Here is a 19,996-nt window from a genome sequence, read left to right on the forward strand (position 1 = left end):
TCAATTAAACTCAAATATGTTATGAACTATTCTAAATTATGATACTAATACATATAAATTATAGAGGGGGTGCGGAATTATGATGAGAGAGTTTGAAATTGAACGTCAGTTTGATATTAAAATTGAAATTATTAAACCCAATAAGGGTGTATATCAATTAAAAACAAATAAAGGTGTCAGGTGCTTAAAGAAGATAAGTTATGGTACCCAAAAGTTACTCTTTGTATATGGTGCTAAAGAACATCTATACTATAATGGGTTTAAGAACATAGATAGATATTATCTTAATACAGAAGAGAAGCCATATGCTTTAGTAAATGAAGATATTTATACTTTATCGCAATGGATAGAAGGGAGAGAGTGTGATTTTCATAGAGATGACGATTTAATATTGGCATCTAAAGCTTTAGCTAATTTTCATTTAGCGTCAAAGGGATATGAACCATCTGAGAATAGTAAATTAAAATCAGACTTAGGTAGATGGCCTCATTTAATGGAAAAAAGAATAAAATCCTTTGATAAAATGAAGGAAATGGTTAGAAAGAAGAAAAATCATAAAACCGAGTTTGATTTAAATTATATGAAATCCATGGATTATTATAAAAATTTGGGGCAAAGAGCCTTGGAAACTTTAAATCAATCTAATTATTATAATATTTGTAGAATATCCGAGGAAGAAAAGAGTTTCTGCCACCACGATTTTACTTATCATAATATAATAATAGATGAAAAGAATGAAGTAAGCATAATAGATTTTGACTATTGTAAGAGAGAGGTTAGAGCCTTTGATCTATCCAATTTCATGATTAAGGTTTTGAAGAGAAGAGATTGGGATTTTGAGATAGCAAAACTTATTATTAACAACTATAATGAGATATCTCCATTAGAAGAGGATGAATATATGGTATTATATGCTTTTTTAATGTTCCCTCAAAGGTATTGGAGAATATGCAATAGGTATTATTATAATGAAGTTAACTGGGTACAAAATACTTTTAATAAGAAAATGGAAGAGCTTATACAGGAGAGAGAAAACTTTGAGAAGTTTATGAAACAATTCAAAGAAGCATATAATATTTAAGGAGATTTCCTTGATGAGATAAAAAAGTTGTGGAATACATTGTACCCACAACTTTTTATCTTAAATTTTAGATTAGAATGCATCCTTTATCAGATCTGCAATTTCAGAAACAAGAGGTAGTCTAGGATTTGCTGTAGTACATTGATCTTCAAAGGCTTCATCTGCTAATGAATATAATATAGAGTCCAGATGCTCCTTAGTGACACCACATTGACTAAGGGTAGTTGGGATATTTAGCTCTATCATAAGGTTTCTAACCGCCTCTACCAAGCTATCTACAGCTTCTTCGCAGGTAGAGTGATTTAAGCCTAGGAATTTAGCTATTTCTTTAAACTTCTCAGGTGCTTTATAATATTCATATTTAGGGAAAGATACTAGTTTACTTGGATTACTTCCATTATATTTTATAACATGTGGAAGCATAATAGCGTTTGCTCTTCCGTGAGGTATATGGAATTCTGAACCTAATTTATGAGCTATACTATGGTTAACACCTAAGAAGGCATTAGTAAATGCCATACCAGCTATACAAGAAGCATTGTGCATTTTTTCTCTAGCAAGAGCATTGCTACCATCCTTGTAGGCTATAGGTAGGTATTTAAATACAATTTCAATAGCCTTAAGGGCTAAAGCATCAGTATAGTCAGAAGCCATAACAGATACATAAGCTTCTATAGCATGGGTTAAAACATCTAATCCAGTATCAGCTGTAACTGATGGAGGCACAGTCATAACCAATTGAGAGTCTATTATAGCAATATCAGGAGTAAGTTCATAATCAGCTAAAGGATATTTTATATTATTTTCTTTATCAGTTATAACAGCAAAGGAGGTAACCTCAGAACCAGTCCCAGAAGTTGTTGGGATAGCTACTAATTTAGACTTTTTACCTAGATGAGGAAATTTAAAAGCTCTTTTTCTGATATCCATAAATCTAAGTTTAAGACCGTTAAAATCTATATCAGGATTTTCGTAGAAAAGCCACATACCTTTAGCAGCATCCATAGCCGAGCCACCACCAAGGGCTATTATAACATCCGGTTCAAAACTATTCATTTGTGCAGTTCCCCTCATGACTGTTTCTGTAGATGGGTCTGGCTCTACATCTAAAAATACATTTATGTCAAAGTTAGCTTTTTTTAGATGCTGCATTACCTTAGATACATAACCAAGTCTATCCATAAATTTATCTGCTACAATGAAGGCTCTTTTTCCTTGTAATTTTTCAAGATATGAAAGAGAGCCAGGCTCAAAGAAAATTCTTTCAGGAACTCTAAACCATTGCATATTAACTCTCCTTTTAGCTACACGTTTGATATTTATTAGGTTGTTTGCACTAACATTTTGAGTAGTTGAATTTCTTCCCATAGTTCCACAACCTAGAGTTAAAGATGGGATATTCACATTATAAATATCTCCAATAGCTCCTTGAGATGAAGGTGAGTTTATTATTATCCTTCCAACTTTAACTCTTCTAGAGAATTCTTGAATAACTTCATCATTAGTAGAATGAAGAACTGCAGAGTGGCCTAAGCCACCAAAATTAATCATATCTTCACAAGCTTTTATTCCATCTTCAGTACTATCAACTATAAACATTGAAAGAATAGGGCTAAGCTTTTCTCTTGAAAGAGGATAATCAATTCCAATTCCCCCTGGTTCACAGACTAAGATTTTAGTTCCTTCTGGAACCTTAATATCAGCCATATCTGCAATTTTTTTAGCATCTTGACCTACGATATCTGGATTCATGCTATGTCTTTTTTCATCTATAGCAATCTTTTGAAGTTTTAACATCTCTTCTTTATTAAGGAAATAACAATTACGTTCTTTTAATATAGATATTACTTCATCACTAATTTCTCTATCTATAATTACGGCTTGTTCTGATGCGCAGATTGTACCATTATCAAAGGACTTTGAAAGGACCAAATCATTGACAGATCTTTTAATGTTAGCTGTTTTTTCTATATAACAAGGAACATTTCCAGCTCCAACTCCAAGGGCCGGTTTTCCAGTAGAATAAGCTGATTTAACCATTCCAGGTCCACCAGTGGCAAGAATAATATCCACATCAGGATGTAGCATAAGTTTCTGAGAAGCTTCAATAGAAGGTTTGTTTATCCACTGAATGCAGTTTTTAGGAGCACCTGCTTCAATGGCCGCATCTAAAAGTAGTTGAGCAGCAGCTATACTGCATTTTTGAGCTTTAGGATGAAAACTAAATATTATAGGATTTTTAGTTTTTATAGCTATTAGTGATTTAAATATTGTAGTTGAGGTTGGGTTTGTAACTGGAGTAACTCCAGCTACCACTCCGATAGGTTCCGCAACCTCCATATAGTCTTCTTCTTCATTTACAATACCTACAGTTTTTAAATTCTTTATACTGTTATATACATATTCAGAAGCAAATATATTTTTTGTTATTTTATCTTCATATACGCCCATTTGTGTTTCGTCTATAGCCATTTTAGCTAGTTCGCGATGCTTATTTAGAGCTGATATTGTCATTTTTTTAACTATATTATCTATAGAAGTTTGGTCAAAAGTCAAAAAATCTTCATAGGCACAACGAGCATTTTTAACAAGCTCATTAATTTCAGAATCTACAGTAGATATAATATCCGTTGGTGAATATGAGTTTGAATCAGTTGTAGAACTAGACTTATTAATAGGTTTTACAGTAATGTTTTCAGTAGACATTTTATAATATACCCCCAAACTTTGTTATTTATTTAACTAATTATATTATAACGCGAAAAAATAAAAATTCAAGATATTTCGTTAAAATTTTATCAAAATTTTATACTTATACAATAACGCTAATATTTCACAATTACTAAATAAAGTTCATATTATATAAATAGGAAATCATAAGGGGATGTATACATGAATATAGGCGATAGAGTAGTCAGAAAGTCTTATAATAAAGATATAGTCTTTAAAATAATAGATATAGAAATTGATGAGGACGGTGTTAAAAAGTATTTACTAAAAGGTTTAAATATAAGAATTGAGGCAGATAGTGTAGAGGAGGATTTGGAAATTATCGACAATGAAGTTGTAGGAGAGAAGGATAAGGTATTTAATAAAAAAGTAAATACCGCGCTAAAGAAAGTTTTGTTGACAAGATCAGTTCCAGGAGGAAATTCAGCTACATTAAGGGTTATAGATAATGAAGTTAGTAGAAAAGAAAAAAAGAGTTCATCTATTAAAAATAGTGAATTGTTTTTTGGAAGACCGGGTAAAATACTCCATATTGATGGTGATCCTCAATATTTAGATATTTGTTTAAAAACATACAAGCAACTATCTATTGAGGCCGTAGGTAAAGTAATAGCAGAAAAGGACCAACCCTCGGTAATATTAGATTTAGTGAAGGAAGTAAATCCGGATATAGTTGTAATCACAGGACATGATGGAATGAGTAAGAATATTTCAGACTATATGGATTTGGGTAATTATAGAAATTCAAGATATTTTGTAGAGTGCGTTTCCTTACTGCGAAGCTATAATTCCAATTATGATGATTTAGTTATTTTTGCAGGAGCATGTCAATCAAATTATGAAGCTTTACTAGATGCGGGTGCTAATTTTGCATCATCTCCCAGCAGAGTGTTGATTCATTGTTTAGATCCTGTGCTTATATGTGAAAAGGTAGCTTATACCAATATAGACGATATAGTAAATATTGAAGATGTAATTCAGAATACAATTACAGGTATTAAAGGGGTAGGAGGATTACAAACTAGAGGTAAATACAGAACAGGATATCCTAAATCACAGTATATAAAATAAATAGTTAAAGGATGTTTCAAAATAGTAAAATTTATTTTGGCATCCTATTTTTATGTCGTAGATAAGTTTAGGGGGCTTTCGTAATAATATTAAAGTGCATCTTCAATATTTTATATAAGATTAGTAATATATTTTGCGAAAGCCTCTTTCTTCGAAAATATAAAATTATATATTTATATGTGAATATTCTAAACAATTAATACACATACTAATGTCAAGTTGATTTACGTTCATTTTAGCTAAATAAACGACATAATATTTAAAAAATCAAAGTAATACATAAAAAATTAACGAATATTTAACATTGACAAATGTTAATAAAATGTTGTAAAATATTTAGTTTGCTTGACATGAGAGTGGATAACTGTTACAATATAGTTGGAAGCCTTTATGGAAATATTAGAAAGAGGGTGTCTACTGTGAAAATGGGAAATGTATTGACTACGATAAAAAAAGATATCGAAAGTCATGTTGGCGAAAAAGTGACATTAAGGGCAAATGGAGGAAGACGTAAAGTAGTAGTAAATGACGGTGTTTTAGAAAAAACATATGACAGTATATTTGTAATTAGGCTTGATAGTAGTTCGCAACGTACTGTTAGCTACAGCTATAGTGATGTACTAACAAAAACCGTTCAGCTAGTATTCGCAGGGTAATATAAACAGAGTTCTTAGCTTCTATGAAGCTTACTAACAGAATTCTTAGTATCAGTATTTTTGATACTTAGAANNGAGTATTAGAGCTGGTAGTCATCTGATAAAGAGGCATTCTTTTAAGAATGCCTCTTTTATTATGCAAATAAATCATCTTTGCTTTAGGGAAAATTTAGTATAAATAGTTATATTTCATAACATTCTCATATATACATTATTAGTAGGTATTTTAGGAGGGAAAGTTATGGATTTGGATTTGATAAAGGACTATATAGAATATGAGCAATCAATAGCTGAAAATGACACAAAAGTGTTCATAAAGGAAGAATATGTTATACCTGATACGCTACCAGATGTGGATAATATACTAATGTTAGATGTAAAACCTATGATAACTAATAGAGAAGTTGGAACAGATAGAGTGAATTTAGAGGGTCAACTTCAGTATACTATCCTTTATATGGCTAGGGATGGGGGAGCTACTGAGGCTCATTCAGTAGTATACAATGGCAATATTTCTGAGTCTATTGATATGGTTGGTGCCCAATCAAACATGTATTGCGATATAGAGTTAAATATTGAACATATGGATTGTGTTATTATTAATGAAAGAAAAATAGCTATTCAAGGATTTATTATATGTAAGTGCAATGGATATAATATAAATTCCTTTGAAATAGTTAAGGATGTACATGAAGGAAAGAATATTCAGTTCTTGAAGAATCCTATGACTGTAGATAAGGTTATGGAGCCAATTGAGACTGAGTTAGCTGGAAAAGCAGAAGTTAAAATTGATATGGACAAAAATGAGTGTTTAAAGGTTATAAAATATAATGTTACTATTGGTAAAAAAGATGTAAGAGTATATGATGGTGGACTTAAAATAGAATCTATGGCTAATGTATCTATATTATATAAAGGTAAAAATGGAAGGGACTTATTCTGTATATCAGAAAATGTGCCATTATATAAAGAGGTTACCGTTGATGAGTTAAAGCCCAATATGGAATATTTCACTAATTTTGAAGTACAATCCTTTGAACATGACGTTAGACAAGATGACATGGGTGAAAGTAGGATAATTGATGTAGATTTTGTAGTTAAGGCCATTACTCAGGTAATGTATAAAGAAGAAGTTGAAGTAATACAAGATGTATATTGTCCTACAAAACTATTAAACATGGATATTAAAGAAAATAATATTAATGTGATACAAGGTCACGGATATAATGAAAGCTTAGTTAAGGGTGATATTGATGTAAAAGATGAACAACTAAAACCTAATAAAGTTATAATGACTACAGGAACCGTTTGTATTACAGATAAAAATATTAAAAATGATAAAACAGAAATTGAGGGACTATTAAAGGTTAATGTGCTATATTCAACTGAGGATGAGGAGAGGTATTTATCTACTGTAAATGATGAAATTCCTTTCAGCTGCAAGGTTGATATAGCTGGAACAAAACCAAATATGCAATCTAATGCTAAGGTATCTCTAGAGATGGTAGAAGGCAGTTTAGAGGCAGGAAATATATCTATTAGAGCAGTTGTGAAAGTTCACTGCAAGGTATATTACAGCATAAAAAATAAATTTGTTGTTAATATGGCTATCGATGATGGAGAAATTCCGAAGAAAAAAGCAAGTGTAATAATATATGTAGTTCAGCCAGAGGATACTCTTTGGAGTATAGCAAAGAAGTACTTGACTACAGTTGAAGAAATTATGAATATTAATGAATTATCTGATGGGGAAGAAGTTAAAGCTTCTCAAAAGTTAATTATACCAGGAAGAGCTATAGTTTAGAGGCTTGAGATTAAATAGATTAAAATGTAGTATCTTTGGATTAAGTAAATATGCCATGGAGGATAGTAATTTATACTGTCTGATATGGCATTTTATTTTATATAAAGGTGAGGGCTGTTGATAGAATTATCAAGTTCAACTAAACTTCTTGACGTAGAGAGGGAAAAGGATTATTCTCATTTGTAGTGAGGTGTATGAATATATGAAAATAAAAGCTTATAGCAAAGTAAATATAGCCCTTGATGTTATAGGAAAAAGAGAAGATGGATATCATCTTTTAAAAATGATTATGCAGACTGTTAACATATATGATGAATTAACCTTTAAAAAAGGAGAAGAAGGTATACATATTACAAGTAATAAAGATTTTGTTCCTACAGATGATAAAAATCTTGTGTATAAAGCAATAGACTTATTTTGTGATACCTATGATATAAAAAGAGAAGTAGAGGTCCATATAGAAAAAAATATTCCTGTGGAAGCAGGGATGGCAGGTGGAAGTACTGATGCGGCAGCAGCTTTAAGGGCAATGAGGGATTTATATAGACCAGATATTAGTAATGATGAACTTAGATTATTAGGTGTTAAATTAGGAGCAGATGTACCATATTGCATAGAAGGGGGAACGGCTCTTTGTGAAGGGATTGGAGAAGTTATAACACCACTCAAGAGTTTTAAAGATAAACTAATGGTGGTAGTAAAGCCTAATTTTGGGGTATCTACAGTAAAGACCTATAAAAGTTTTAATCTCAATGATGTAAAGGAACATCCAAAGATAGATAATATTATAGAAGCTATGTCAAAGGATGATATTCAGTATGTAGCTGATAATATGATGAATTTACTAGAGCTTGTAACAATAAAAGAGTATAGGGAGATTAAAGATATAAAAGAATTTATGCGCAGGGAAGGTGCTCTAGGAGCAATGATGAGCGGAAGTGGACCTACGGTTTTCAGCTTTTTTAATGATATTGATAAAGCAAATCACTGTGCAGATAAGTTAAGAGATAAGTATAAGGAAGTTTTTGTTACAAAGACTATCTAGGGTTAGTTTAATATATTATTATAGAAGAAATGATAGGAAATAAGAGTGCAATTTAAATGTAAATTGCACTCTTATTTTTTAGTGTGCTGAGATAAAGGTTAGGAATAAATTTATGCATATAAAACTCATACAAAGGTAAAACTAGGTTAGCAGGAAAGTATATAAAAACTAAAATATGAATTTGAAGGATGATAATTTATGATGAGGGTTTTAATTGAAAGATCTGATATATACCTAGTGATATTGGTATTAGTATCTGGATATATGATGGTAAGTGGTGATATAAGATATTTTTCAAGACAAGATAAGCATAGAGCAAAAAAACAAAGTTTAGCCATAGGAATAACTATGATGGTAATTGTTGTTGGGTTATATATTCTAAGGGGAATTTTAATCTAGAAAATAAATGTAGAAATTGTAGAAACTCAAATTATATTAGCTTAAAGGGAAGGAGATAGCTATATGAAGGGACAGGTTCGTGAAAACATTTCTAAGAGTACAAGAGAGAACATGGATTATCTTAAGGGATTGTTTAAAGATACATCAGATATGGTATTTAGGGAATTTAAGTTTGGAGATATTCTTTGTGGAGTCGTCTATATAGATGCTATGGCGGATAAGGAGTTATTAAATGACTTTTTGCTTGAGCCTATGATGAAGATGAGTGGGGAGGTAACAGACCCTGAAGAAATAAAAGATAGAATTATAGCTATATCTGACATGAAGTCAATTGATAAACTAAGTGATGGAATCAATGCAATACTATCAGGGGAAAGCTTAGTTTTAATAGATAATTTATCAGGAGCTTTAACAGTAGCTAATAGGGCTTGGCCTAATCGTGGAGTTGGAGAACCTTCAGGAGAAACTGTAATACGTGGTTCAAGAGAAGGATTCACAGAAACTATAAGATTTAATACAGCACTTCTAAGAAGAAGAATTAGAGATGTAGGGCTTAAAATTGAAGCAAGGCAATGTGGTACTAGATCTAAAACTGATATGGCCATAGTATATATAGATGATATAGTAAATACTGAGGTGCTAGAAGAGCTTAAGAGTAGATTAGACAGAATTGATATTGATGCAATTTTAGATAGTGGATATATTGAACAATTTATTGAAGATAATGATAAAACACCCTTTCCTCAAGTACAAAGTACAGAAAGACCAGATGTTGTGGCCGCTGCTTTATATGAAGGAAGGATAGGAATACTTGTAGATGGATCACCATTTGCATTAATTGTTCCAGCAGTATTGGTAGATTTCTTTCAATCGCCAGATGATTATTATACAAGCTGGATAAGTGGAAGTATGGTAAGATTTCTTAGAGTTGCTGGAATAATGGTATCTTTAATTTTGCCAGCTTTATATGTGGCAGTAACCACCTTTCATACGGATTTAATTCCTATAAAATTAGCCTATGCGATAGCTTCGTCTAGAGAAGGAGTCCCTTTTGCTGCATATGTAGAAGTATTGCTCATGGAGGCAAGTTTAGCCTTTTTAATTGAAGCTATTATAAAACTACCAAAGCCCGTTGGATCTACCATTGGTATAGTTGGAGGTCTTATAATAGGGCAATCTGCTGTGGAAGCAGGATTGGTGAGTCCTATAATGGTAATAATCTTAGGACTTACAGCTATAACAACATTTTTAATACCTAACTATACGGTGACTTCGGCTTTTACTTACTTTAGACTAATGATTATTATTTTGGCTGCAATTTTTGGTTTGTATGGAATAATGTTAGGTATCATATTATTAATAATCCACCTAACAAGAATAAAAAGTTTTGGGATACCTTATCTTGCACCAGCTGTAGATTTAATTTGGAGTGACTTAAAAGATTTATATGTAAGAATGCCACTTAAGGTATTTAAAGACAGACCTCATTTCTTAAAACCACGAAATCAAGTAAGGCAGAAAACTGAAAGACAAAAGGGTACTGAATAACATAGTACTAAAGTAGGGAGGTTAAGATATGAAAGAAAACGGCTTTATTGAAGAATTTGCACTCTTTGCCAGCTTATCAGTATCCATGATAGGAGTAGGTATTTTTTATGCTCCCGCTATTGTGGCTAAATATGTAGGAGCAGATAGCTGGATATCTGCAATAATATCTGGAATCGCAATCTGGTTAATTCTTCTTTGCATATATAAAACAATAAAATTAAATAGATATAAAGATATTACTCCAATATTAAAAGATACTTATGGAGGAATTTTAGGTACAATTATTTCATTGATATATTCATTGGTAATAGTAATTGTATTATCATTTTCTCTTAGAATATTTTCTGAGGTTATAACTATGTATCTTTTAGTTAATACGCCAACTGAAGTAATTATAATAACCTTTGTATTTGTAGGAATGTATTTAAGCAGGGGTGGGCTTGCTAATGTGGTGCATTTTAACGAAATAGCTTTCTGGGTTATGTTTTTACCTCTAGCCATCATTTTATTATTAACTTTACCAGAAGCAAATTTTAAAAATCTCTTACCAATAGGATCTGCTCCTATTAAAAATTACTTTACATCTAGTTTTGAAATGTTATTTTTGTTTAATGGTTTTTCTATGGCATTTATTTTAATACCTTATGTGAGAGAAAACGGAAAGATTCCTTCAATAATAAGAAGAAGCAGTATTTTTGTAGGTCTATTCTATGTAATAATATTTATTCTAGTATCAGCTACTTTATCATCAGCACAGACTGCTGAAAGTATATTTCCAACTATAACTATGCTACAATCTGTAAGTTCCAGAAGTGGATTTCTAGAAAAATGGGATGGTTTGGTTATGGCATTATGGGTAATATTTTATTTTACATCTTTTGCCAATATATACTACTTTACATCTTCTATATTAAAAGATGCGTTTAACTTAGAGGATATTAGAACAGCATCCATGATATATGTACCTATAGTATACTTGGCAGCAATGATTCCTAAAAGCATCATAGAAGTTAGAAATTTAAAATTTAGATATTTAAGAATTGGATTTATTGCAACAATTATTATTGTAATAGGAATAACCCTACTATTAAGCTATATAAAGAAAAGGAGGATACAAAGTGAAGAATAAGATAATAAAACTTATTCCTGTAATGATGATATCTTTACTTCTTACTGGATGCTGGGATAGCGTAGAAATTGATAGAAAAGCATTTGTATCCACCATAGGAATAGATATAGGTGATGATATTGATGTTAGAAGCAAAATGATAAATTCTAAAGAGAGTACATCGGAAAAGAGCATTGAGAATAATAATACTTTAAAGGTAACCTATGGATTTCCAGATGTTAGAAATATGAACGCTAAAAAGGGAACTGCCTCAGAACTTGCGATAACAGTGGATGGATATTCTATGACAGACGCATACTTTAAAGCTATTGGGAAGAGTAGTAGAACACTACACTTTGGGCATAGTAAACTTTTGCTTTTAAGTGATGAGTTATTTCAATACCCTGAAATTTTGAAAGAAATAATGGATTATATTGAAAGAGAACCAAGTTTAAATAGAAGTGTTACAATGATCATAGTTAAAGGAAAAGCAAAAGATTATGCAAAAGTTAAACCTGAAATGGAAGAAAACATTCATAATTACATAACTAGTCTTATGGGAAATAGTAGCAAGAATGGTACAGTAGCACCTATAACCTTAACAAAATATATTGATATGCTTAAATCTTATGATATAAGCATGTTACCAGTATTTTCTCTTGAAAATGAAAAGGACATAGAACTTAAAGGTATGGCTGTTATAAAAGACTTCACTATTAAGGATTATTTAAATAATAATCAAATAACAGATATTCAAATACTTAGAGGAGATATTGGAGCATGTAGGAAAGCTATAAATAGAGATGGGCATAATATAGATTATTATTTAAAAAATGTAGATAAAAGTTTACATATAGGTTATGAAAATAATAAACTACAGTTAGAATATGTAATTAACACAGAGGGAACTTTAAAAGGATATTATACTGAAGCCGAGAGATTAGACAGTGGGATTATAGAAGAAATTGAGAAACAATTTGATGAATCTATGAAAAAAGACTTTGAAGAAATCATAAACTTTACTAGTAATAGTTTAAAATTGGATGTTATAGATATTGGAAGTGATATTCGAAGATTTCATAGGGGAATTTGGAGTGAAGTAGAAAATAATTGGCCAGAAGCACTACGGACTGCAGAGATATCAATTAAGGTGAATAATGATATAAGGAATATAGGGTTATCAAACTAATTATTAATTAAAGTGAAAATACCATTAGATATACACTTAAACATGTAAGCATTTTAACATTTTAAAAAGTTATATAAGGGAACTATTTAAATATTTAACATCTTAACATTCTAACATTTTAACATTTTAAAATGTTGCGCTCCATGGAAGAGAGGAAATTTATCATTCAGACTAACGGTAAAATATAGAGCCTTTGATAGTGTCATTTATAAATATATTAGCTAATGCGATAAATAAGAATATAAAAAAGATAAAAAATACGAATTAAAGTGAATATAACTTGTCCATATGGTAACAATTAAGATATGATTTTAAGTTTTAGGAGGAGAAAACAATGAAAAAAATTATATCTATAGTTGTTACCATGTTTATTTTATTTATGCTTTTAGGTAAGGTACAAGGTGTTGAGGCAATTAATATTGATAATGGAAAAAATATATATGAGCAGGTTTCAGTAGAAGATATATCAAGTAAATTAATTAGATTTCATGTTATTGCAAATAGTGATAATGAGAAGGATCAAAATCTAAAGCTTAAAGTTAGGGATAAGGTTTTGGAATATATACAACCGCTTTTAAAGGATAGTAAAGATATAGAAGAGTCTAGAGAGATCTTGAAAAGAGAAGATGGAAAAATTCTTGAAATAGCTAGAGAAGTTATAAAAGAAAATGGATATAATTATTCAGTAGAATCTACTTTAAGCAAAGAGTACTTCCCAGTTAAAACCTATGGCAATATTACTTTACCTCAAGGTGAGTATGAAGCATATAGAATAATGATTGGTACTGGAGAAGGGCAAAATTGGTGGTGTGTTATGTTCCCTCCAATATGTTTTGTGGATATAACTAAAGGAGAAATTGCATATGAAGAAACTGAAGAAGAAATGAAGAGAGTTCTTGATGATAAAGAATTTAATATGGTTGATAATACTCATTCAAAAGATATAAATGCTAAGAAAGTGGAAGAAAATAAAGATAATAGTGGTAATATAGTTGATAATACTAAGGATAACAATATAGTAATAAAATTTAAAATAGGGGATATATTTAAAAAACTATTTAAATAATATTGAATATAGTAGTGAACATATATAAAATATAAAGAGTATAATTTATTTATGTTCACTATTTATTTTTATAGTGAATAGATTGTACAAAGGATAAAATTATTGTTAGGAGTGATAGATGTGAAGAAAGTGGCAATACTATTTGGAGGACAATCAACAGAGCATGAGGTATCTAGGGTATCGGCAACTTCTGTTTTAAATCATATAGATAAAGAAAAATATAACATATTTCCAATAGGCATAACTAAAGAGGGAAAATGGTTTCTTTATAAAGGTGATATAGATAACATAGGAACTGGAAAATGGGAAGAAGATTATAATAATAAAGTTGAAGATGGAATTAAATTATTATTAAATAAAGAGGTAGATTTAGTATTTCCTGTGCTTCATGGTATGTACGGTGAAGATGGTACTATTCAAGGTCTATGTAAATTAATGAAATTACCATGCGTAGGACCTTCAGTTATGAGTTCAGCTGTATGTATGGATAAGGTTTATACAAAATATCTTCTTGAACATGAAGGTATAAAACAAGCAGCATATGTGGTTGTAAATGCTTTTGATTATAAAAATGATAGTGAAAAGTTTATAAATAAAATTGAAGAGAAATTAGGATATCCTTGCTTTGTAAAACCAGCAAATAGTGGATCTTCTGTAGGGATAACTAAAGCTCATGATAGAGAAAGTCTTAAAAATGGATTAGTGGAAGCTTTAAAGCATGATAGAAAGATTCTTGTAGAAGAAGGATTAAATGCTAGAGAGATTGAAGTTGCAGTACTTGGAAATGATGACCCTAAAGCATCAATTCCAGGAGAGATAATTCCAGCTAAAGAATTTTATGATTATGAAGCTAAGTATGCTAATGCAGAGTCTAAACTTCTAATTCCAGCTAATTTAAATGACGAAGAAATGGATGTTATAAGAAATTTATCTATTAAGATTTATAAAAAGTTAGATTGCGCAGGTATGGCTAGAGTGGACTTTTTAGTGGATAAGGAAAGTGGAGAAGTATATTTAAATGAAGTGAATACTATACCAGGATTTACAAGTATAAGTATGTATCCTAAGATGTGGGAAGCTACAGGGCTACCATATAGTAATCTTATAGATGAATTAATTGAATTATCGGTTGAGAGAGGTTAATAAATAAAATTTATTATTAACCATTACTTTTAAGTTGATAGTAATAAAAGAAAATAGTAAAATTATCATATATATTATTTTAAATATTTCTATAAGTTAATGTGATATAAGTAGATTAATATACTATAGATTAAAGTAAAAGATACAGGATAAGGAATACTAAGAGAGTTAGGTGAAGAAGAAAATGACAAGAGCATTAGCTATGGTTTCAGGTGGATTAGATAGTATTCTTGCAGCGAGATTAATTAAAGATCAAGGAATTGAGGTTATAGGAATATGTTTTAAATCTCATTTCTTTAATGAAGAAAATGCAAGAAGAATGACAAAACAAATAGGAATACCTTTAGAGGTAGTAGACTTTAGAAAAGACCATTTTGAGATGGTTAAGAATCCTAAGCATGGATATGGAAAGAATATGAATCCTTGTATTGATTGCCATGCTATGATGATGAAGTACTGTGGAGAGCTTTTAGAAAAGTTAAATGCAGATTTTATTATCACTGGGGAAGTTTTAAATCAAAGACCTATGTCTCAAAATAGAAGTGCTTTAGATAAGGTTAAAAATGAAAGTGGAATAGGAAGTAAAATTCTTCGTCCTCTTTGTGCTAAAAACCTTAAACCAACGGAGATGGAAGAAAACGGACTTGTAGATAGAGAAAAACTTTTAAATATCCAAGGTAGATCAAGAAAAATCCAAATGGAACTTGCTGAAGAATGGGGAATAAAGGAATATCCATCACCAGCAGGTGGATGTAAGTTAACAGAGCCAAACTATTCAGTTAGACTTAAAGAGCTTTTATCTCACAACCAAAATCCAGAGGAGAGAGAACTTGCATTACTTAGAATAGGACGTCATTTCAGAATTACTCCTAAGGCTAAGGTTATATCTACAAGAACTCAGGATGAGGGAGAAATGATTAAAGAGCTTCTTAAAGAAGGAGACACAATACTTCTAGTTCAAGATTTTAATGGTTCTATGATAGTGATTATAGGAGAAGCTTCAGATGAAGTAATATCTGCAGCAGCTAAAATTGCTATAAGATATAGTAAAGGAAAAGATGAACCAAAAGCTACAGTTAGATATTCAGAATTTGGTAGTAAAGAACACAAGATTATAGAAGAGACTTGTGCAACTGATGAAGAAATAAATTCTTATCTTATATAAATATAGAAGAATTTTTAGTAGGATAAATTAAAAATAATATATTGTTTTTAAGAAATTTTATATTAATCTTAGAATTGAAGTATATTTTTAATAAGATTCTAAGGAAGAATAGAGGGAAGTATTATGGATAAGGATGCTGTAATTAGAGTGAGTAGTATACAGAATAATGATGAGGATGAACGTATTGAAATTGTTAGTCCAGGATCGTTTTTAAAAGAAGAGGATGAGTATGTAGCTACTTATGAGGAAACAGAACTTTCAGGCCTAGGGGATACATTGACAACCTTTAGAATAGGAAAAAATTACTTTAACCTTATAAGAGAAGGTGACGTAAATACCAATATGGAGTTTAAAAATGGAAGTAGTTCATCTATTCTATATAATACTCCTCATGGTGGATTATGTATTAAAATTAAAACTAATGATGTACACATAGACATAAATGAAGATGGTGGAAAAGTTAAAGTTGACTATGATGTTATAATAGCTAAGGACCAAGTTATTAATACTAAGCTTGTAGCTACCATTGATGTTAAATAAATATGAAAATTTATAGTATATAGATCTTTATATTAATTTAAGACAAATATGTGTATTATAAGATTAAAGGGATTTTACTTAGAAGCTATGCAGAATTATAATGCATAGCTTCTATTTTTAAGGGAGATGTAAATTTTGTATAGCTTTGAAGATATAATTGGAAATAGTAAAGAAATAAACAAAGTTAAAGAATTAGCTATGAAGGTATGTAATTCAAAATCTCCAATTTTTGTTTATGGTGATACAGGTACAGGAAAAGAATTGATAGTACAAGCTATACACAATAGCTCTAGGAGAAAGAAAAAAACTTTTATAGCTCAGAACTGTGCAGCAATTCCAGATAATCTATTGGAAAGTATTTTTTTTGGAGTAGGTAAAGGGGGTTTTACTGGAGCTATAGAATCAGAAGGCTTATTTGAAGCGGCTAATGGTGGCACTTTATACCTAGATGAGTTAAATTCTATGGATATAATTTTTCAAGGTAAATTTTTAAGAGTAATTCAAGAAGGTGAATTTAGAAGAATAGGTGAAACTAATACTAGGAAGACAGATATAAGGATAATAGCATCAGTAAATGAAGATCCTGATTTTTTAGTTAAGAGTAATAAGTTAAGAAAGGATTTATATTACAGGCTTAATGTTATAAGAATTAACATGCCAGAATTAAATGCTAGGAAAGAAGATATACCTTTATTAGTAGAAATGTTTATAGAAAAGCACAATGAAAGGCTAGGTACTAGCATAAGTGGTATAGATAGCTATGCATTGGAACTTTTAATGAAAAAAGATTATGATGGTAATGTAAGGGAGCTAGAACATATAATCGAAGGGGCTTTAAACTATAAAAGACATGGAATTATAGAAACCTCAGATTTACAGTTAAAAAGGACTATTGAAAATTTATCTCTTAAGGAAAGACTTGAAAGTATGGAAATTAAGTACATAAAAGAAGCTTTAATTATTCATGGTAATAATGTAAGTAAGGCAAGCAAGTTTTTAGATATACCAAGACAAACTCTTCAATATAAAATATCTAAATACAACATAATGGATTTAATAGATAGTGAGAAGTAGTTTAAAGTCTATAGTTATAGTTTTTTTCTTTTAATATCATTAATGGGATAACAACACATAAGTAATATACCTATAAGAAAAAATACACCTTCATAAGGAAGTTTAGATGAAAAGAGTAATGATAGAATAAAGAAAGTAACTCCGATATAAAATATGGCTTTTCTAAAATTTCTACTTTTTATGTTTATAGTTGACCTTATCAAATATTTAAAGTTATGTATAAATATAGAGTATGTGGTTAATATAGAAATTAATGGGCAGGGATTATTTGATATTACACCCCTATAGCTATAAAAATAAATATTTTTACTTAGTAATAGATTTTTAAAAAATATGGTGTATACTTAATATAGTAAAATATATACTATAACAAAATAAGAATATATCCATAATTATACAAATAATTAAATGAAAAACTTTAACAACAATATAACAATATTAATACATTTTAAGAGGAAGTATAAAACTTCTATCATTTATTAATAATAACAACCTACATTAAGCATATAAATATTATTTCCAAAGTTACGATTAAATGAAATATATGATTAGGAGGTGATCCTTTGAATAGTGAAAATTTACATAGCATGAATGTTATAGAATTGAAGGGTATTGCAAAGGAATTAGGAATAAAAAATATTGCTAAGTTTAAAAAGAGTGAATTAATTGAAGAAATTAAAAGAGTATCTTCAAAATCTAATGAGATTAAAAATGGAGAAGATAGCCATAAGGCTAATGAAAAAGTACAACCTGCTCAAATAGAAAAGGAAGGTGTAATTCTTAAGGAGAAACTCACTAAGAGAGAGGTAGCAGAAGGAGTTAATATTTATGAAAATAATAGACCATTAACTAAAGAAGATAATGGTTATACTAAGAAAATCTACAATGAATCTGCAAACAAGAATCTAGATAGTGAAGAATTAAATGAAATTAAGGAAATTGTAATGGAAGAAAAAATTGATAGTATAGAAGAAAAACGTGAAAGATTAAAAAGTTTAATAAGTGAATCAGAAACAGCTAAAGGGGTATTTGAATTAAGCGATAATGCTAACTTTGGATTGCTTAGAATGAATAACTATTTAAGTAGCAATGATGATATATATGTTTCAATATCTCAAGTTAGAAGATTTAATCTTAAGACTGGTGATGAAGTAGAAGGTAAAGTAAGGATGTCTAAAGAAGGGGAAAAATACAAAGCTCTTCTACAGGTAATAAAAATAAATGGTGAAAATCCAGAGAGAGCTGTTGGCAGGGCAGCTTTTGAAAAGTTAACACCTATATATCCTACAGAGAGATTAAAATTAGAAACTGAGGACTCTAAAGATTTATCTACGAGATTAATGGATATATTAGCGCCTATAGGAAAAGGTCAAAGAGGTGTAATAGTTGCTCCACCTAAAGCGGGAAAAACTTCTATTTTAAAGAAAATAGCCCACAGCATAGCAGCTAATCATCCAGAAGTTAAGGTTATAGTACTTCTTATTGATGAAAGACCAGAGGAAGTTACAGACATGCAGAGATCTATTCAGGGTGATGTAATATATTCAACCTTTGATGAAGAACCAGAACATCATGCTAAGGTTGCATATATGGTACTTGAAAGAGCGAAAAGAATGGTGGAACAAGGACAAGATGTAATAATTCTTTTAGATAGTTTAACAAGATTAGCCAGAGCTTATAACTTGACGATAACTAGAACTGGTAGAACATTATCAGGGGGATTAGATACAGGAGCTTTACTTATGCCTAAAAAGTTCTTTGGTGCAGCTAGAAACGTTGAGGAAGGTGGAAGTTTAACAATTCTTGCTACAGCTCTAGTTGAAACTGGAAGCAGAATGGATGACATGATTTTTGAAGAGTTTAAGGGTACTGGTAACATGGAAGTACATCTTGATAGACAGTTACAAGAGAGAAGAATATTCCCAGCTATAGATATATATAAATCAGGAACTCGTAGAGAAGATTTACTTCTTACAAAGTCACAGCTTGAAGTTAGTTATAGCATAAGAAAAATTATGTATAAAACAGGTAACCCTCAAGCAGTTACTGAAAAGCTTATAGGTATATTATCAAAAACTAATAATAATGAAGAGTTTTTTGAAACTGTATCTAAAAATCAAGACATATTAAAGTAAATTATATAAAGGGTCTGTTTCAAAATAATTCACCAAACTTTATAGAAGGTTGAGCTTATTTTGAGACAGACCCTTTAAGGCACTATCAAATAAATAATAGATCAGTTTTCTCGCCTATTTGCCACGAATACTGCGCCGTTAAAATCATGTCATCGCCACTATGACATGATTTTAACTCCTTGTCTCGTGACAAATATACTTCGAATCTTTGGTCTATTATTTATTTTCACGTGCCTGAAATA

At 30.3% G+C, this 19,996-nt stretch carries 16 protein-coding genes; 15 read left to right on the forward strand and 1 reads right to left on the reverse strand.

Going from position 1 to position 19,996, the window contains the following annotated elements; genetic code table 11:
* Positions 1 to 79: 79 nt before the first annotated feature.
* Entirely contained in the window at positions 80 to 1,081 is a 1,002-nt protein-coding gene (locus B3W71_RS13490) for a CotS family spore coat protein (protein ID WP_346889454.1), read from the forward strand.
* Positions 1,082 to 1,153: 72 nt separating this feature from the next.
* Here the strand turns inward: B3W71_RS13490 and adhE are convergent, their stop codons facing one another.
* On the reverse strand, positions 1,154 to 3,787 hold the full coding sequence (adhE, locus tag B3W71_RS13495; RefSeq protein WP_346889455.1) for a bifunctional acetaldehyde-CoA/alcohol dehydrogenase: 2,634 nt from the start codon (positions 3,785 to 3,787) through the stop codon (positions 1,154 to 1,156).
* A 186-nt stretch (positions 3,788 to 3,973) separates the two neighbouring features.
* Between adhE and yabG the strand changes: the two genes are divergently transcribed.
* The 14 genes from yabG to rho all read left to right on the forward strand — a co-directional run bounded on the left by yabG (position 3,974) and on the right by rho (position 19,754).
* Positions 3,974 to 4,882: a sporulation peptidase YabG gene (yabG, locus tag B3W71_RS13500; RefSeq protein ID WP_346889456.1), complete on the forward strand. Its 909-nt coding sequence runs from the start codon at positions 3,974 to 3,976 to the stop codon at positions 4,880 to 4,882.
* A 425-nt stretch (positions 4,883 to 5,307) separates the two neighbouring features.
* A complete protein-coding gene (locus tag B3W71_RS13505; RefSeq protein ID WP_147521636.1) occupies positions 5,308 to 5,538 on the forward strand; it encodes a Veg family protein in 231 nt (76 codons plus the stop codon).
* Positions 5,539 to 5,779: 241 nt separating this feature from the next.
* Entirely contained in the window at positions 5,780 to 7,342 is a 1,563-nt protein-coding gene (locus B3W71_RS13510) for a DUF3794 and LysM peptidoglycan-binding domain-containing protein (RefSeq protein ID WP_346889457.1), read from the forward strand.
* A gap of 202 nt (positions 7,343 to 7,544) precedes the next feature.
* Positions 7,545 to 8,387 (forward strand): 4-(cytidine 5'-diphospho)-2-C-methyl-D-erythritol kinase, encoded by an 843-nt coding sequence (ispE, locus tag B3W71_RS13515; protein WP_346889458.1) that lies wholly within the window; start codon positions 7,545 to 7,547, stop codon positions 8,385 to 8,387.
* A 198-nt stretch (positions 8,388 to 8,585) separates the two neighbouring features.
* Positions 8,586 to 8,786 (forward strand): CLC_0170 family protein, encoded by a 201-nt coding sequence (locus tag B3W71_RS13520; RefSeq protein ID WP_346889459.1) that lies wholly within the window; start codon positions 8,586 to 8,588, stop codon positions 8,784 to 8,786.
* 63 nt (positions 8,787 to 8,849) lie between these two features.
* Positions 8,850 to 10,334: a spore germination protein gene (locus B3W71_RS13525; RefSeq protein WP_346889460.1), complete on the forward strand. Its 1,485-nt coding sequence runs from the start codon at positions 8,850 to 8,852 to the stop codon at positions 10,332 to 10,334.
* A gap of 28 nt (positions 10,335 to 10,362) precedes the next feature.
* Entirely contained in the window at positions 10,363 to 11,463 is a 1,101-nt protein-coding gene (locus B3W71_RS13530; RefSeq protein WP_346889461.1) for an endospore germination permease, read from the forward strand.
* Entirely contained in the window at positions 11,453 to 12,631 is a 1,179-nt protein-coding gene (locus B3W71_RS13535) for a Ger(x)C family spore germination protein (protein WP_346889462.1), read from the forward strand. Before B3W71_RS13530 ends, B3W71_RS13535 begins: the two co-directional genes overlap by 11 nt.
* A 334-nt stretch (positions 12,632 to 12,965) precedes the next feature.
* Complete coding sequence (gene spoIIR / locus B3W71_RS13540) at positions 12,966 to 13,697, forward strand: stage II sporulation protein R (RefSeq protein ID WP_346889463.1); 732 nt, start codon at positions 12,966 to 12,968, stop codon at positions 13,695 to 13,697.
* 114 nt (positions 13,698 to 13,811) lie between these two features.
* A complete protein-coding gene (locus B3W71_RS13545) occupies positions 13,812 to 14,840 on the forward strand; it encodes a D-alanine--D-alanine ligase family protein (RefSeq protein ID WP_414632036.1) in 1,029 nt (342 codons plus the stop codon).
* A gap of 184 nt (positions 14,841 to 15,024) precedes the next feature.
* Positions 15,025 to 16,005, forward strand: coding sequence for a tRNA 4-thiouridine(8) synthase ThiI (locus B3W71_RS13550; RefSeq protein ID WP_346889464.1), 981 nt, complete (start codon positions 15,025 to 15,027; stop codon positions 16,003 to 16,005).
* Between the two features lie 123 nt (positions 16,006 to 16,128).
* Positions 16,129 to 16,545, forward strand: coding sequence for a DUF1934 domain-containing protein (locus B3W71_RS13555; RefSeq protein ID WP_346889465.1), 417 nt, complete (start codon positions 16,129 to 16,131; stop codon positions 16,543 to 16,545).
* Between the two features lie 135 nt (positions 16,546 to 16,680).
* Positions 16,681 to 17,619, forward strand: a complete 939-nt coding sequence (locus B3W71_RS13560) for a sigma-54 interaction domain-containing protein (RefSeq protein WP_346889466.1) — start codon at positions 16,681 to 16,683, stop codon at positions 17,617 to 17,619.
* A 587-nt stretch (positions 17,620 to 18,206) separates the two neighbouring features.
* Entirely contained in the window at positions 18,207 to 19,754 is a 1,548-nt protein-coding gene (gene rho, locus B3W71_RS13565) for a transcription termination factor Rho (RefSeq protein ID WP_414632037.1), read from the forward strand.
* Positions 19,755 to 19,996 lie beyond the last annotated feature (242 nt).

The sequence above is a fragment of the Clostridium sp. UBA1056 genome, from assembly GCA_002316385.1.
Lineage (GTDB): Bacteria > Bacillota > Clostridia > Clostridiales > Clostridiaceae > Clostridium_J.

Bases quoted from the DNA above. Each gene is read 5' to 3' on its own strand.
- yabG (WP_346889456.1), top strand. From the start codon at position 3,974: ATGAATATAGGCGATAGAGTAGTCAGAAAGTCTTATAATAAAGATATA.
- B3W71_RS13505 (WP_147521636.1), top strand. From the start codon at position 5,308: ATGGGAAATGTATTGACTACGATAAAAAAAGATATCGAAAGTCATGTT.
- B3W71_RS13525 (WP_346889460.1), top strand. From the start codon at position 8,850: ATGAAGGGACAGGTTCGTGAAAACATTTCTAAGAGTACAAGAGAGAAC.
- rho (WP_414632037.1), top strand. From the start codon at position 18,207: ATGAATGTTATAGAATTGAAGGGTATTGCAAAGGAATTAGGAATAAAA.
- B3W71_RS13555 (WP_346889465.1), top strand. From the start codon at position 16,129: ATGGATAAGGATGCTGTAATTAGAGTGAGTAGTATACAGAATAATGAT.
- B3W71_RS13550 (WP_346889464.1), top strand. From the start codon at position 15,025: ATGACAAGAGCATTAGCTATGGTTTCAGGTGGATTAGATAGTATTCTT.
- B3W71_RS13490 (WP_346889454.1), top strand. From the start codon at position 80: ATGATGAGAGAGTTTGAAATTGAACGTCAGTTTGATATTAAAATTGAA.
- B3W71_RS13530 (WP_346889461.1), top strand. From the start codon at position 10,363: ATGAAAGAAAACGGCTTTATTGAAGAATTTGCACTCTTTGCCAGCTTA.
- ispE (WP_346889458.1), top strand. From the start codon at position 7,545: ATGAAAATAAAAGCTTATAGCAAAGTAAATATAGCCCTTGATGTTATA.
- B3W71_RS13510 (WP_346889457.1), top strand. From the start codon at position 5,780: ATGGATTTGGATTTGATAAAGGACTATATAGAATATGAGCAATCAATA.
- B3W71_RS13520 (WP_346889459.1), top strand. From the start codon at position 8,586: ATGATGAGGGTTTTAATTGAAAGATCTGATATATACCTAGTGATATTG.
- adhE (WP_346889455.1), bottom strand. From the start codon at position 3,787: ATGTCTACTGAAAACATTACTGTAAAACCTATTAATAAGTCTAGTTCT.
- spoIIR (WP_346889463.1), top strand. From the start codon at position 12,966: ATGAAAAAAATTATATCTATAGTTGTTACCATGTTTATTTTATTTATG.